The organism is Cupriavidus basilensis (assembly GCF_000832305.1).
GTDB lineage: Bacteria > Pseudomonadota > Gammaproteobacteria > Burkholderiales > Burkholderiaceae > Cupriavidus > Cupriavidus basilensis_F.
Window position 1 is genome coordinate 706,958 of sequence record NZ_CP010537.1, and the last position, 12,643, is coordinate 719,600.

Consider the following 12,643-nt stretch of genomic DNA (forward strand, 5'->3'; position numbering starts at 1 on the left):
TGATCTCGGTTATCGGATCAATCCCTGTCAGTTCACCTGACGCCCTTGAACGTTGCTCGGTCCATGAAATGGCAACGGATCCCTCCGGGATCTTGGATGTGATGAAAATCTGATTGATTGTCCCAGCTGGGGGTTCTAACACTCCCGCCGGGATGTGTGGACTCCCTTTTTTCATTCTAGGAGCCCACCATGTCGCAATCCCAATCCGCTTCCCAACAAGCCCAATCGCAGTACTTCGATCTCCACATGTCTGGTATCGGTTATCTCTCACGCGTGCGTGATGTGCCGACCGACAATGGTCCTGTGCTCGCTTGCAATATCGCTGCACTGCGTGGCAAACGCGATGACGCCCAGTACACGTACTGCGACGTCTACGTTGTCGGCCAACGCGCCAAGGAAATCGTCAAGATGCTCGAGCAGAATGTACTCGCCGATCGGAAAGTCTTGATCGGCTTCAAGCTCGGAGATCCGTCTGCCCAGGCCTATGAAGTCAGGGAAGGCGAATCGCAAGGCGAAATCCGTACTGTGATTCGTGGGCGTTTGCTCAAGATCACGATGGCCAAGGTTGACCAGGAGTTTGTCGATCTGCCGGAAGACGAGAATCAGCAGCAACATCGTCCCCAGCAGAACGACGGACGCTTCGGCAACCAAGGACGTCGCAATGACAGCGATTCGCGTGGACGTCAGTTCTCGCGGGACCAAGGTCAAAGCAACGCCCAACGCAACCGCGATGGCCAAGACGACAATTCGCGCGCACCGCAGTACGCACGCGATACTCGCCAAGGCAACGCGCAGCAGTCTCGCGATACGAACGGCTCTCAAGGCCGCCAGTTTTCGCGAAACACGAGCCAAAGTACTGGCGACAGCCAACGTCCCCGCCGTACCGGGTCGTATGCTTGAGTCGCTGACCTTGTGGGTTCTGAAGGGGTTCGCCCTTTCGGAACCCCCAAGTTTTCACAGGATGTTCCCGGCTTGTGCGTTGTCCGGCTAATTCAACGCTCAGCAAGCTCTGCTTGCGCCCTTAGGATGAAACTGGGTCTCTGAAATGGTTTCAGACTGGCTTGCCAGTTGGGGATGCGATGTAAGTTGTTCGCTATGCGCAGGATTACCGGAACTCCCTGAGTCTGTACGCCTCCCAAGCTGCATCCTTACGGATGCGCAGGCTCACAGTAACCGGCCATGTAGCAGCAGGGCGTTGGACTGAACGCCCACGTTCCAATGATTCACCCGCGGCCATCTATTGATGGCTGTTCCCTTTCCACCCTTGCGGGCTGACGCCTCCCGCTCGGGAAACTGGTGCGTCTACCGCTCAATACTGACGGGAGATCTCACCATGTATTCGTTTTCTCAACACAGTACGGCCGACCACTACGCGGACGTTCCGCCCGGTTTCAATTTCGATGCCGAGTTTGACGATGGCGTTGTCAGTCCGGGCCACCGCGAGGACCGCGCTACCAGGCACGCCCCGTGTGATGACCGTCAGCTCTTTGGCGAGAGTATCTTTTACGAACGCCTCGAAGCGGGCCTATGTGTTGTGCTGGACGAAGGTCTGCCACGGCTCCAACGCTATGCGCAACAAGGCCGGCTCATTGAGCTCGGTTATGCCTTCGACGGCATGAGCCGCTGCTGGTGGCCTAAAGGCGCGATGGTCCAGTGCCTTGAGCCGAAGCCTTCCATATCGGCTGAAGCGGTACCCGCCGAAGCACGCTGGAACATCCGTAACGCACTGCGTCCGTTCTGGGCCTTTGCCGCGCTTGGTCTGGTGACAGGCAACATCGTCGTGCAGTTGTTGCGCTGACGATCATGCCAGCCCTCTTACCCGCCGATGGCGGGCTTTCCCGAGCAGGGTCTGTGACCCAGGCTGCTCCGGCAAGTCCGCCCCGGCCCGCTCGATTCCCCAGGGTGGCGACTACCACGAAGGTCGCGGCTGAACTCCCTCTAAATGCGCGCCGGGCCTCTCTCGCGGCGCGTCGGCCGACAGGCCGTCAGAGGTGCGATCTGAACCGTCTCCATCCAAATCTATCCGTATTGCTCGGTCCCGACCTCTGCGTGAGGTCCTGTCGATGGCCATGCCGCTCGCGTGGCCATCGACAGGGTTTTACGTTGATCGACGATTCGATCCGCTGCTCGCGTCACCAGCATGCCATCTCGATGGCGCCCGACACAGCTTGGCTTCCGCAATGGCTGTGGGTCCTTGGGGATCTGAAGTGCAATCGTTGTACTCAACCTGGCTGCCGTCTCGCTACGCGAGGCCACGCGGCTCTCTAACTGGAGATCAATGACATGACAGTGGCAGCCGTCCCGGCTGAGGGAAAGAAGATATGGGTCAACGCCGAATACTGTGTGGAGTTTCATAAGCACAGCAAATGCGACGTGACATATTTCAAGACGATGTCGGAAGTCACGACATTCATCGAAGCGAACTTTCGCCACTACGGGGAAGGGTTCAAGGTCGACGGCATTGCGTTTCGACCGGCTCGCTTTGTCTGGGATTTTTTCGGCGAACTCGAGGAAGAGGGCGATCAGTGAGGTGTTGCTGACGCCGTGATGTTTCCACCCGCCCGGGGAATCCGTCCCCTGGGATCGATTCCCGCTGTCAGGAGAATCGATATGGAGGGAAATCGCAAATCGTTCTGGCAACACTGGAACGACTGGCTCTCGCAGGCTTCCGAGCATGAACTGGAGGTGCTGGAGCGCTATCTGCGGCTTGCCGCAAAACGCAAGGGAAACACGAGTGTCTCCGGGGACTACCTGGTGCGCCTGTGGATCCGTTGTTGACGTTGGTATCAAACACAGCTTGGCTCCTGTAATGGCTGTGGATCCTTCGGGATCTGGAGTGTGATCGTTTCAACCATCCCGCGGGGACCGCATCCCCGATCGGGGTCATGCCGGAACCCGCATTCTCAAGGAGTCTTGAAATGCAATTCTTGCGCAATCTATCCGCCGGCTTCCATCGCCAACCTGCCCAAAACGGTCACGTTCCGTTCTGGCAAGGGATGAGCCGGAACTATCCGAGATTCCTGGTGACGCTGGAACTTGGATATGTGCAGCGTCTCACGGTTGGTATCTCCGCGCCACATGAAGACGGGGCGACATCCATCGTGCGTCGTGCGCTAGACGCCGGCACGCTCTGGAAAGACACCGAAAGCATGCCGATCCTGCAGCACGGGTTCGAGCCTGCCAAGGCGGAACGTCTCATCCAGGGCATGTCCGTGCACGAGGTGGAGGAACTGCCGGAGGCGGATCCATCGGTGTCGATGATGCGGTGCTATGACGCCTCGTTGACGCTCTTGACGTTCGCCAGGCAGGTGCTGGAGGAGTGTGAGCGCCACCAGGACCTCGATGACCCGGTCTCCGACACGTTCACTGTGGAACTGGCCGCCGATGACATTCGCAAGCTGGCGAAGTTGGTGAGTACGCTCGACGACTGCTGAACGTCGTCTTTCTGTTGATCCCAGCGGGGAAATCGTTTCCCTGCCCAGGGTGACGATTTCCCTCGCCTTCGATATGCATGGTGTTGGAGATGTCACCGATGGAAAACAAGCTGCATACGCAGTTGCTTCAAAAGATGGCGGGCTATCCGCTCGGCTCGCAGGCCGAGGCGAACGATCCGGTCGTGGTGGCCAAGCTCCTTGACGTTGCCGGGTCCGCGACCTGGTGGCTGACGGAGTATGACCCCGAGGACAGGATCGGCTTTTGCTACGTGACTGGCTTGGCCTATGACGAGTGGGGAACGGTCTCGATCGATGAGCTGTTCGAGATGTGGATGACCTTCGCCACGGATCCGCGGCGCAATGTCTGGCGCGTGCAAACAACGAAGCCGGGCATCGGCACGCCACGAATCGAGTTGGATCGTTCCTTCGAGCCAAAGCTGTTCAGTGAGGTGAAGGCGATGGTGGCGAAGTATGCGTTGAGAGCTAGCAACGCAGTCTGAACGTCGCATATCACGCAACTTGGAGAGGGTAACCTCTTTGCACTTGGTCGGATCTGCCGAGTTTCCTGGGAACGGGATTCTCGGCGATCCGAACCTAGACCGCGTGTTCGCAGCCCTACCCAGAGGGATGCAAGGCAGGTCTCGTGAATCGGTCGGGTTCGCGGAACACTGCAGCATCGATCTCGATGCCTGGCTTGACCAGTACAACAACCGGCGAGAATATCGGGGGCGATGGTGCTACGGCAAAACGCCCATGCGCACCTTCCTCGACTCGCTGGAACTCGCAAAGGAGGAACTGATCCCGCATTGAGTTGCGCTTCTCAATTCAACAGCCCGACTATCTGTGAGATCGAGTCCCAGCTGACTAATACAAATGAATATCTATTCCTTGTGTTTGGGGGCGTGCAAGGGAATCAGGTGTCTCCCACAAGCCGGAGCTCTCCCGATTCCCCCGCCAGAAGAGCGCGGTTGTCCTCGGCGGCCGCGCGTAGGTACTCCCACAATACCGTGATGCGGCGCAGCTTGCGCAAGTCCTCGCGGCAATACAGCCAAAAGCAGCGGGTTACCACTACCTCATCGGGCAGCACCGGTACCAGCGCCGGCTGCTGCGCGGCGATGAAGCAGGGCAGGATGGCCAGCCCGCCGCCCTGTAGCGCGGCGAAATACTGCGCGATCACACTGGTGGTACGAAGCCCGGCCGTGGCGCCTGGCACGGTGCGCTCCAGGTAGAGCAGTTCGCTGCTGAACGCCAGGTCGTCCACGTAGCTGATGAAGGCGTGATCGGGCAGGTCGGCCTTGCTGGCAATGGGCGAGTGGCTTGCCAAGTATTCGCGGGAGGCATAGAGCCCGAGCCGGTAGTCGCACAGCTTGGTGCAGACATAGGGGCCGCGCTCGGGCCGCTCGAGGGCAATGGCCAGGTCGGCCTCGCGTTTGGTCAGGCTGACGAAATGCGGCACCGGCAGCAGGTCCACCGTGACATGTGGATGCGCGGCGCGGAAGCGGGTCAGCTGTGGCGCCAGGAAAAAGCAGCCGAAGCCTTCCGTCGAGGCGATCCGGACATGACCCGAAAGAGCCTGCCCGGTGTTGGCCACCTGGTCGCAGGCGGATTGCACGGTGCTCTCCATGGCGTCGGCATAGGCCACCAGCTGCTGCCCTTCCGCGGTAAGCGTGAAACCGCCGGAACGGGACTTGTCGAACAGCAGCGTGCCCATCGCGTCTTCCAGCACGCGGATGCGGCGCGCCACGGTAGTGTAGTCAACGCCTAGCCGCTTGGCGGCGCCGCTGGCGCGCTGGGTGCGCGCTACCTCCAGGAAAAAACGCAGGTCGTCCCAGTTGAGCTTGCCCGGGACCAGGTCAGGATGAATTGGCATGGGAAGGATTGTGGTATTGCAGCACCAGCATCGACAACTGGTTCGGATGTGCATTTTTACATATCGAACCAGTTTATTTGTGACTACATCATGATTGTTTGCATAACTATACTCGCCGAGACTTGCACGCCGACAGGCTGCAGGAGAACAACGGAGACACGATGCAAACACCATCCACCCTCGACGACGGCGCAGCTGTCACCACCCCGACACGCACCACCAGGCACTATCTGCTTGCCGGCTGGGCCAGCATGGCGGGTACCACCATCGAGTGGTATGACTTCTTCCTCTACGGCACGGCTGCTGCGCTGGTCTTTAACCGCATTTTTTTTCCTTCGCTGGACCCCACCGTCGGCACGCTGGCCGCCTTCGGCACCTTTGCGGTAGGTTTCATTGGACGGCCATTGGGCGGTATCGTGTTCGGTCACTTCGGCGATCGAATCGGCCGCAAGTCCATGCTGATGGCTACCCTGTTGCTGATGGGCGTCCCCAGCATGATCATCGGGATGATCCCTTCGTATGACAGCATCGGCTACTGGTCCACTGCGCTGCTGGTGGCCATGCGGTTCCTGCAAGGCATGGCGGTGGGCGGTGAATGGGGCGGCGCGGTGCTAATGGCGGTGGAGCATGCGCCCAAGGGACGTAAAGGTCTTTTTGGCAGCCTGCCGCAGACTGGCGTGGGGCTTGGCCTGATCCTGTCCTCGCTGGCGATGACTTCCGTGGCGGCCATGGCCGAGGCCGACATGCTCTCCTGGGGCTGGCGCATTCCCTTCCTGGCCAGCATCGCACTTGTCGGGCTGGGCGGGTTCATCCGCCTGAAGGTGCCGGAGTCGCCAGACTTCCAGAAGATGAAGACCCAGGGCAAGGCGGTGAAGGCCCCCGTGCTGGCAGCTATCCGCAATCATCCGCGCGCGATGCTAACCATCATCGGTGCGCGCGCTGCTGAGAATACCTGGTTCTACATGGTAGTGACCTTCTCGCTGGCCTATGCGGCGAACCATCTGCATCTCCCCAAAGCCGACGTGCTGCATGCCATCACGGCAGGCGCGGTTCTGTCTCTGGTGACGATGCCGCTGTGTGGACACCTGAGCGACCGGATTGGCCAGCGGCGCATGTTCGCCATCGGCCTGGTGCTGATGTGCTTGTTCGCCGCCCCTTTCTTCGCCATGCTCGGCACGCGCGAGCCGACAGCGGTGTGGTGGGCTATGGTGCTGGGCCTGGGCGTGGTGTTCCCGATCCTATATGCCCCGCAATCGCTGTTGTTCGCGACACAGTTCCCGGCGGAGATCCGCTACAGCGGTATCTCGCTGTCGGTGCAGCTGGCCGGCATTCTCGGCGGCGGCTTCGCGCCGATGATCGCGACCTCCCTGCTGGCGGCCGGCGGCGGCGATCCACACTATGTGATCTATTACCTGGTCGGACTCGGCACCTTTGCCATCCTCTGCACGCTCCTGATGCGCAGCCCTCGCGCCTGACATCCAGCCTTTTCAATCCCGTTGTCCAATTGCCTGATGTCGGCGCAGTGATGCGCCGGCTGGCAATCCCTTATTCCCAAATTCCCAAATTCCCAAATTCCCAGTCACGGAGACTACTCATGAATTCCGCTGTACCTCACGCCACCCTCCAACTGCCCACCGCAAAACTCCTGATCGACGGCAAGTTCGTCGAATCCGATAGCAATCAGTGGGGCAACGTCGTCAACCCGGCCACGCAACAAGTCATCGGCCGCGTCCCCTTTGCCACGGTGGAAGAAGTCGATGCCGCCATTGCCTCGGCCCAGCGCGCCTTCCTGACCTGGCGCAACACCCCGCTTGGCGCGCGCCTGCGCGTCATGCTGAAGTTCCAGGACCTGGTGCGCCGCAATATGGAGCGCATTGCCCGCACGCTCACAGCCGAGCAGGGCAAGACCTTGCCCGATGCACAGGGCGACATATTTCGTGGCCTGGAGGTCGTGGAGCATGCCTGCTCTGTCGGCACACTGCAAATGGGCGAGTTCGCCGAGAACGTGGCAGGCGGCGTCGATACCTACACGCTGCGCCAGCCGATCGGGGTGTGCGCTGGCATCACGCCGTTCAACTTTCCCGGAATGATCCCGTTGTGGATGTTCCCGATGGCGATCGTGTGCGGCAACACCTTCGTGCTCAAGCCGTCGGAACAGGATCCGCTCTCGACAATGGAACTGGTGGAGCTGGCCATGGAAGCCGGCGTGCCGCCCGGAGTGCTGAACGTGGTGCACGGTGGCAAGACCGTCGTGGACATGCTGTGCACCCATCCCGACGTGAAGGCGATCTCTTTTGTCGGGTCGACCCATGTTGGCACGCATGTCTACAACCTGGGCAGCAAGCACGGCAAGCGCGTGCAGTCGATGATGGGCGCCAAGAACCACGCCGTTGTGCTGCCCGACGCGAATCGTCAGCAGACCCTGAACGCACTGGTGGGTGCGGGCTTCGGCGCCGCGGGCCAGCGCTGCATGGCCACATCCGTGGTGGTGCTGGTGGGCCAGTCGCGCGATTGGCTCCCCGAACTGGTCGAAAAGGCGAAGCTGCTCAAGGTCAACGCCGGGCATGAACCAGGCACCGATGTTGGCCCGGTGATGTCGAAGGCAGCCCATGCGCGCGTCACCGGGCTGATCGAGGAGGGCGTACAGGCTGGCGCCGCGCTGTTGCTCGATGGCCGCGATGTGAAGGTGCCCGGCTACGAGAGCGGCAATTTCGTTGGCCCCACCATCTTTTCGGGTGTGAGCCCCGACATGTCGATCTACACGCAGGAGATATTCGGGCCGGTGGTAGTAGTGCTGGAGGTCGACACGCTGGACGAGGCCATTGCCCTGGTCAACCGCAACCCGATGGGCAATGGCGTGGGCCTGTTTACGCAGAGCGGGGCCGCGGCGCGAAAGTTCCAGAGCGAGATCGACGTCGGCCAGGTCGGCATCAACATTCCCATTCCGGTGCCCGTGCCCTACTTCAGCTTCACTGGCTCTCGCGGCTCCAAGCTTGGCGACCTGGGCCCGTACGGCAAGCAAGTTGTTCAGTTCTACACGCAGACCAAGACCGTCACTGCACGCTGGTTCGATGACACGCCGGCCGAAGGCGTGAACACCACCATCGCGCTGCGCTGATAGGAGAGCACCTCATCATGGAAATTGCATTCATCGGTCTCGGCAACATGGGCGCCCCCATGGCTGCCAACCTGCTCAAGGCAGGACATGCGCTGACGGTGTTCGACCTCGATGCCAACGCCGTGGCCGCTGCCTTGCTGGCGGGGGCGACCTCGGCTGGGTCGCCGCGTGAGGCGGCAGCCCGGGCAGACCTCGTCATTACGATGCTACCGGCCGCGGCGCATGTCAGGCAGGTCTACCTTGGCGAGGACGGTGTGCTGGCCGGCGCCCGACCCGGCGTACCGATGGTCGACTGCAGCACAATCGACCCGGCGACCGTGCGCACAGTTGCCGAAGCCGCCGCAAGCCAGGACAGCCCGTTTGCCGATGCGCCGGTATCCGGCGGCACCGGCGGCGCCCAGGCCGGCACGCTCACCTTCATGGTGGGCGCGGACCAGCCGCTGTTCGAGCGCATCCGCCCTGTGTTGCTCGCCATGGGCAGGAACGTCGTGCCTTGCGGCGCGCCCGGTACCGGGCAGGTCGCCAAGATTTGCAACAACCTCCTGCTAGGCATCTCCATGATGGGCGTCTCCGAGGCCATGGCGCTTGGGGCGGCGCTGGGTATCGATCCCGCCGTGCTAGCCGGCATCATCAACACCTCGACTGGCCGCTGCTGGAGCTCCGATAGCTACAACCCGTATCCGGGCGTGCAGCCCGCGGCCCCGGCCGCGCGGGGCTATGTGGGCGGTTTTGCCGCTGACCTGATGCTGAAGGACCTGGGCCTGGCCACCGATGCGGCGCGTCAGGCCCACCAGCCGCTGTGGATGGGTGCCCTGGCTCAACAGCTCTACCAGTCCATGAGCCAGCAGGGCATGGGTCGGCTCGACTTCTCGGCCTGTCTCAAGCTGTACGAGAAACCGGATCCTTCTGCCTGAACGACGAGCAAAGGCCGATCATCGTCCCTGATGACCAGCCGCGGTCCGCTGCACAACACGCGGGCCGCCTCCGAAGACCCATGCTGTCACTGCCCCGACCCGAAAACCATAACTTTCAGCAGCGTGCGTCAACTCGTTGGCAGCATCGAACGCTACGTCGAGCACTACAACGTGCACAAGCGTCCATTCATATGGACCGCGACCGCCGATTCCATCATCCAGAAAGTGGCTCGGATATGTAAAGTTGTTTCTGGGACAGAACACTAGCAGGCTGTTGAAATTACTCGAGCCATAGTCGGCCCACAGACATGCTCAAACGTTGATCTGAGAACTCGACACTATCCACTTTCCCAACATCGCATGCGCGACGCCGACACCTTCACAGAGCGCTTGTTCACTATGCGGCGGCTGGACGATTTCGAACCGAAGTCTCATCCACTGCGCTCGATTCAGACGATGGCCATTCGGGCGCTGGCGAAGATGGATCGGCGGCGCGCCGGGATGTATGAGGCCGACATAAAGGCGGTCGCCCGAGCACTGCACCGGAGAAGCTGTTGCGGGATGCTACTGCAGGCGCTCTACGGCATCTGGTCCGAGCGTCAACTGGTGGAGCAGACGCAGTACAACCTGCTGTTTCGCTGATCTATTGGGTTGTCGATGGACGATGCGATCTGGGTGCCCATGGTAATCCGTGCTCGCCTGATCCAGCACGATGCGGTGATCGAACTCTTCAACCTGGTGCTCGTCATTACCGTGAACAATCCGCGGCGCCCGCTGAACTAGACGACCGAAGTGCTGATCGGCATCATTGCGGAAAGATCCGTCGATTGTCCACCGTCAGCAGCACCAACGCGACGGCGCCCGATCCCTCCGCACGGCAGCTGCGTCGCATCTAAGCGTTCCATTCACCGTCGTCGATTGAACCGCACTGCGCGCGCATACGGCGCCGCAGGTTTCCAGTCACAGGCGGACCTGGTGTCTCGATTCTTCGGTGCCGGTCCATGTTGGAGACGGTCGATCTTTGACGACAGCAACTATGACCGTTGCTTCTTGGCCATGGCCTTCTCTTTGGCGCGCAACTGCTGGCTTAGACGTTCCAAATGACGCGTCATCTCTTGGATGGCCGCGTTCGCGTCACGTGCGCGCAAGTGTCTGAGAATCTGCCGCCGAACTTCGACCACATCGCTGCGCGGATCCGGTCCGATCCGGTCGAGCAATTGCCGTACGATCTCGGAAAGCGAGTTTATTAGCATGACCATTACTTCGTTGTTCGTGGCACGTGCAACAAGGTCATAGAAATTGATAATGTACGTCGAACGTCGCGTTAGATTGCCGCTCAAGGTGAGCTCTTCCACCAAATCAATGTCGCGCTCAATAGTGTCCAAATCGACGTTCGTTGCCCGCTCGCAGGCCAAGCGCAGCGCATCATTCATTAGCATGATGCGCGTTTCGGTGATGCTATCGATGCTGATGCGACCCACCAACACCATATCTTGCACCGCTTGCGTGATGAGCTCTGGATCACCACGTTGAATAAAGGTGCCGCCGTTCACACCGCGCTCGCTGGCTATGAGGCCGGCCACTTCCAAGCTGCGCATGGCTTCCCGAACTGCCGTTCGTGACACGCCAAACTGGTCCGCGAGTTCGCGCTCGGCCGGCAGGCGGCTGCCAGGCTTCAGTCGGCCTTCACTGAGCTCCTGACGGATCTGCAGGCAGATGTCCTCGAACGCGCGCCGCGGCCTTACCGATTTGAAAACGGGTTGTGTTACCTGATCGGCAGATTTCCGAGAAGTGATCGCAACTGCGCCATCTTTGATGTCGGAGGAGGTGCGTAGGTGGTTCTTTGTAACGGTCATGTTGACTGCCTTCTATCTGGATGGAACAGCGGCCCCCCGAACGGTGGGGCGGCTTTGAGGACGGCTCCCTGAGAAAGGCTTCCGATTCTAACCCATACCGTCACAATCGACATAAAGGTTGTACCTTTTGTTCGCAAGATCCTTGCCAGAGGGGCGAACCGCTCACCTTGCCTTGGAGACGACGGCAATCGCGCCACGGTGTTTACCCGAGTTCTACGCGAATAGCGGCAGATCTGCAAAAGCTGACGCTTGACGAAGGTAAGGTCGCCAAATATCATAAAGGTCAGACCTTTTGACAGATGGGCGAAAAACCGTGGTTTCTTTGCCCCTCCAACTTGTTGGGGACCGTAATGGCAGAACTGAATGCTAGCCAGATGAGCGACGCAGACGCGCGTCGCAGTCTCGACGAAGAGTTGGGGCGTTTCAATTGCCGGGTACATCAGCCCAGCGACCCGCCCCTGTTCACTCGTGACCCACAGTCGCCCATGATGCCCCTGCATTGGCGGTGGTCAGACCTCGCGCCGCTTCTGGAGCGTATTGGCGGGGATCTCAAACTGGAGGCCAAAGGCAACCGGCGAACGTTGCGGCTAACCAACCCCGGGCTTCCCTATGGCACAACGCCGACTTTCTGGGGCTCGATTCAGGTCATCTTGCCAGGCGAGGTAGCGACGACACATCGGCATGTGGCTTCCGCCCTGCGTTTCATCATGAAGGGAAACGGGGCTTTCACCACAGTCGATGGCGAGGAGTATGCGATGAACGAGGGGGACCTTGTCATTACGCCGGCCATGACTTGGCACGACCACGTCCATCGCGGCGATGAACCGATGATCTGGCTTGATGTGCTCGACATCTCGCTGGTACGAGCCATGCACGCAACGTTCTTTGAAGGCTACTCCTCCGATCTCCAGGCCGTTTCCGAGTATCCGCATCGTTCGTATCAGCAGTTTGGAAGTGGCATCATGCGCCCCGTTCGCCCGAAAGTGCATAACCCAGTAAATCCGTTGCTGGCCTACCCGGCGGACCGTGCGCTGGCGGCACTGAGTTCCGCCGCCGAACTGCCGGCAGACCCATATTGCGATACACAGCTTGAATACCAGAATCCGGCGACTGGCCAATCGGCGCTTCCGACAATTAGCACGCGCCTGCAGCGGCTGCGTCCCAACAGTCGATGCCTGCCGCAACGACACACCGGTTCCGTCCTCAACTATGTAATCGGCGGTAGCGGAATCACGGTGGTGAACGGTCAGCGCTTCCAATGGGGGCCGGGAGACTTCATCGCGATCCCGCCCTGGTCCTGGTACGAGCATGCCCTTACGTCGCAAGAGCCGGCAACGCTCTTCCAGGTGAACGATATTCCTGCGCTGCGAGCCCTAGGCTTGTACCGGGAAGAATTCGCTGCCTCGGAATAATCTTCCTCACTAGAACCTCCATTCTTCTTGTACCCATAT

Annotated in this window: 12 protein-coding genes and 2 pseudogenes; 12 read left to right on the forward strand and 2 right to left on the reverse strand. The window is 60.3% G+C overall.

The genetic code is table 11. The features are described 5' to 3' along the window. Positions 1 to 189 precede the first annotated feature (189 nt). The 7 genes and pseudogenes from RR42_RS38765 to RR42_RS41210 form a co-directional block, all read left to right on the forward strand. Entirely contained in the window at positions 190 to 900 is a 711-nt protein-coding gene (locus tag RR42_RS38765; protein WP_082055069.1) for a DUF3577 domain-containing protein, read from the forward strand. Positions 901 to 1,333: 433 nt separating this feature from the next. Further along, positions 1,334 to 1,798, forward strand: a complete 465-nt coding sequence (locus tag RR42_RS23990; RefSeq protein WP_043353627.1) for a hypothetical protein — start codon at positions 1,334 to 1,336, stop codon at positions 1,796 to 1,798. Positions 1,799 to 2,283: 485 nt separating this feature from the next. Next, positions 2,284 to 2,529, forward strand: coding sequence for a hypothetical protein (locus tag RR42_RS23995; RefSeq protein WP_043353629.1), 246 nt, complete (start codon positions 2,284 to 2,286; stop codon positions 2,527 to 2,529). Between the two features lie 81 nt (positions 2,530 to 2,610). Beyond that, a complete protein-coding gene (locus RR42_RS40490; protein ID WP_158408304.1) occupies positions 2,611 to 2,778 on the forward strand; it encodes a hypothetical protein in 168 nt (55 codons plus the stop codon). A 140-nt stretch (positions 2,779 to 2,918) separates the two neighbouring features. Then, a complete protein-coding gene (locus RR42_RS24000) occupies positions 2,919 to 3,434 on the forward strand; it encodes a hypothetical protein (protein ID WP_043353631.1) in 516 nt (171 codons plus the stop codon). Positions 3,435 to 3,532: 98 nt separating this feature from the next. Next, the gene (locus tag RR42_RS24005) at positions 3,533 to 3,934 is read left to right on the forward strand and encodes a DUF2958 domain-containing protein (protein ID WP_043353633.1); all 402 of its coding nucleotides are present in this window, start codon (positions 3,533 to 3,535) and stop codon (positions 3,932 to 3,934) included. A 178-nt stretch (positions 3,935 to 4,112) separates the two neighbouring features. Next, positions 4,113 to 4,244: pseudogene (locus RR42_RS41210) on the forward strand (IS481 family transposase); the annotation flags it as partial. A gap of 103 nt (positions 4,245 to 4,347) precedes the next feature. Here the strand turns inward: RR42_RS41210 and RR42_RS24015 are convergent. Next, complete coding sequence (locus tag RR42_RS24015; protein ID WP_043353637.1) at positions 4,348 to 5,304, reverse strand: LysR family transcriptional regulator; 957 nt, start codon at positions 5,302 to 5,304, stop codon at positions 4,348 to 4,350. A 161-nt stretch (positions 5,305 to 5,465) separates the two neighbouring features. Between RR42_RS24015 and RR42_RS24020 the strand changes: the two genes are divergently transcribed. From RR42_RS24020 to RR42_RS24035, 4 genes and pseudogenes are all read left to right on the forward strand, one after another. Next, positions 5,466 to 6,779, forward strand: a complete 1,314-nt coding sequence (locus RR42_RS24020) for an MFS transporter (RefSeq protein ID WP_043353638.1) — start codon at positions 5,466 to 5,468, stop codon at positions 6,777 to 6,779. A gap of 119 nt (positions 6,780 to 6,898) precedes the next feature. Beyond that, positions 6,899 to 8,422 (forward strand): CoA-acylating methylmalonate-semialdehyde dehydrogenase, encoded by a 1,524-nt coding sequence (locus RR42_RS24025; protein WP_043353639.1) that lies wholly within the window; start codon positions 6,899 to 6,901, stop codon positions 8,420 to 8,422. Between the two features lie 17 nt (positions 8,423 to 8,439). Continuing rightward, positions 8,440 to 9,336 (forward strand): 3-hydroxyisobutyrate dehydrogenase, encoded by an 897-nt coding sequence (mmsB, locus tag RR42_RS24030; RefSeq protein ID WP_043353640.1) that lies wholly within the window; start codon positions 8,440 to 8,442, stop codon positions 9,334 to 9,336. A 360-nt stretch (positions 9,337 to 9,696) separates the two neighbouring features. Continuing rightward, a pseudogene (locus RR42_RS24035) lies at positions 9,697 to 10,086 on the forward strand (transposase); the annotation flags it as partial. 284 nt (positions 10,087 to 10,370) lie between these two features. Here the strand turns inward: RR42_RS24035 and RR42_RS24040 are convergent. Continuing rightward, positions 10,371 to 11,192, reverse strand: coding sequence for a FadR/GntR family transcriptional regulator (locus RR42_RS24040; protein ID WP_052494908.1), 822 nt, complete (start codon positions 11,190 to 11,192; stop codon positions 10,371 to 10,373). 350 nt (positions 11,193 to 11,542) lie between these two features. Between RR42_RS24040 and RR42_RS24045 the strand changes: the two genes are divergently transcribed. After that, positions 11,543 to 12,604, forward strand: coding sequence for a cupin domain-containing protein (locus tag RR42_RS24045; RefSeq protein WP_043357764.1), 1,062 nt, complete (start codon positions 11,543 to 11,545; stop codon positions 12,602 to 12,604). Positions 12,605 to 12,643: the final 39 nt, after the last annotated feature.

Excerpts from the sequence above, each read along its gene's own strand:
- RR42_RS38765 (WP_082055069.1), top strand. The coding sequence starts at position 190 with ATGTCGCAATCCCAATCCGCTTCCCAACAAGCCCAATCGCAGTACTTC.
- RR42_RS23995 (WP_043353629.1), top strand. The coding sequence starts at position 2,284 with ATGACAGTGGCAGCCGTCCCGGCTGAGGGAAAGAAGATATGGGTCAAC.
- RR42_RS24020 (WP_043353638.1), top strand. The coding sequence starts at position 5,466 with ATGCAAACACCATCCACCCTCGACGACGGCGCAGCTGTCACCACCCCG.
- RR42_RS24040 (WP_052494908.1), bottom strand. The coding sequence starts at position 11,192 with ATGACCGTTACAAAGAACCACCTACGCACCTCCTCCGACATCAAAGAT.
- RR42_RS24000 (WP_043353631.1), top strand. The coding sequence starts at position 2,919 with ATGCAATTCTTGCGCAATCTATCCGCCGGCTTCCATCGCCAACCTGCC.
- RR42_RS40490 (WP_158408304.1), top strand. The coding sequence starts at position 2,611 with ATGGAGGGAAATCGCAAATCGTTCTGGCAACACTGGAACGACTGGCTC.
- RR42_RS24045 (WP_043357764.1), top strand. The coding sequence starts at position 11,543 with ATGGCAGAACTGAATGCTAGCCAGATGAGCGACGCAGACGCGCGTCGC.
- RR42_RS24005 (WP_043353633.1), top strand. The coding sequence starts at position 3,533 with ATGGAAAACAAGCTGCATACGCAGTTGCTTCAAAAGATGGCGGGCTAT.
- mmsB (WP_043353640.1), top strand. The coding sequence starts at position 8,440 with ATGGAAATTGCATTCATCGGTCTCGGCAACATGGGCGCCCCCATGGCT.
- RR42_RS24025 (WP_043353639.1), top strand. The coding sequence starts at position 6,899 with ATGAATTCCGCTGTACCTCACGCCACCCTCCAACTGCCCACCGCAAAA.
- RR42_RS23990 (WP_043353627.1), top strand. The coding sequence starts at position 1,334 with ATGTATTCGTTTTCTCAACACAGTACGGCCGACCACTACGCGGACGTT.
- RR42_RS24015 (WP_043353637.1), bottom strand. The coding sequence starts at position 5,304 with ATGCCAATTCATCCTGACCTGGTCCCGGGCAAGCTCAACTGGGACGAC.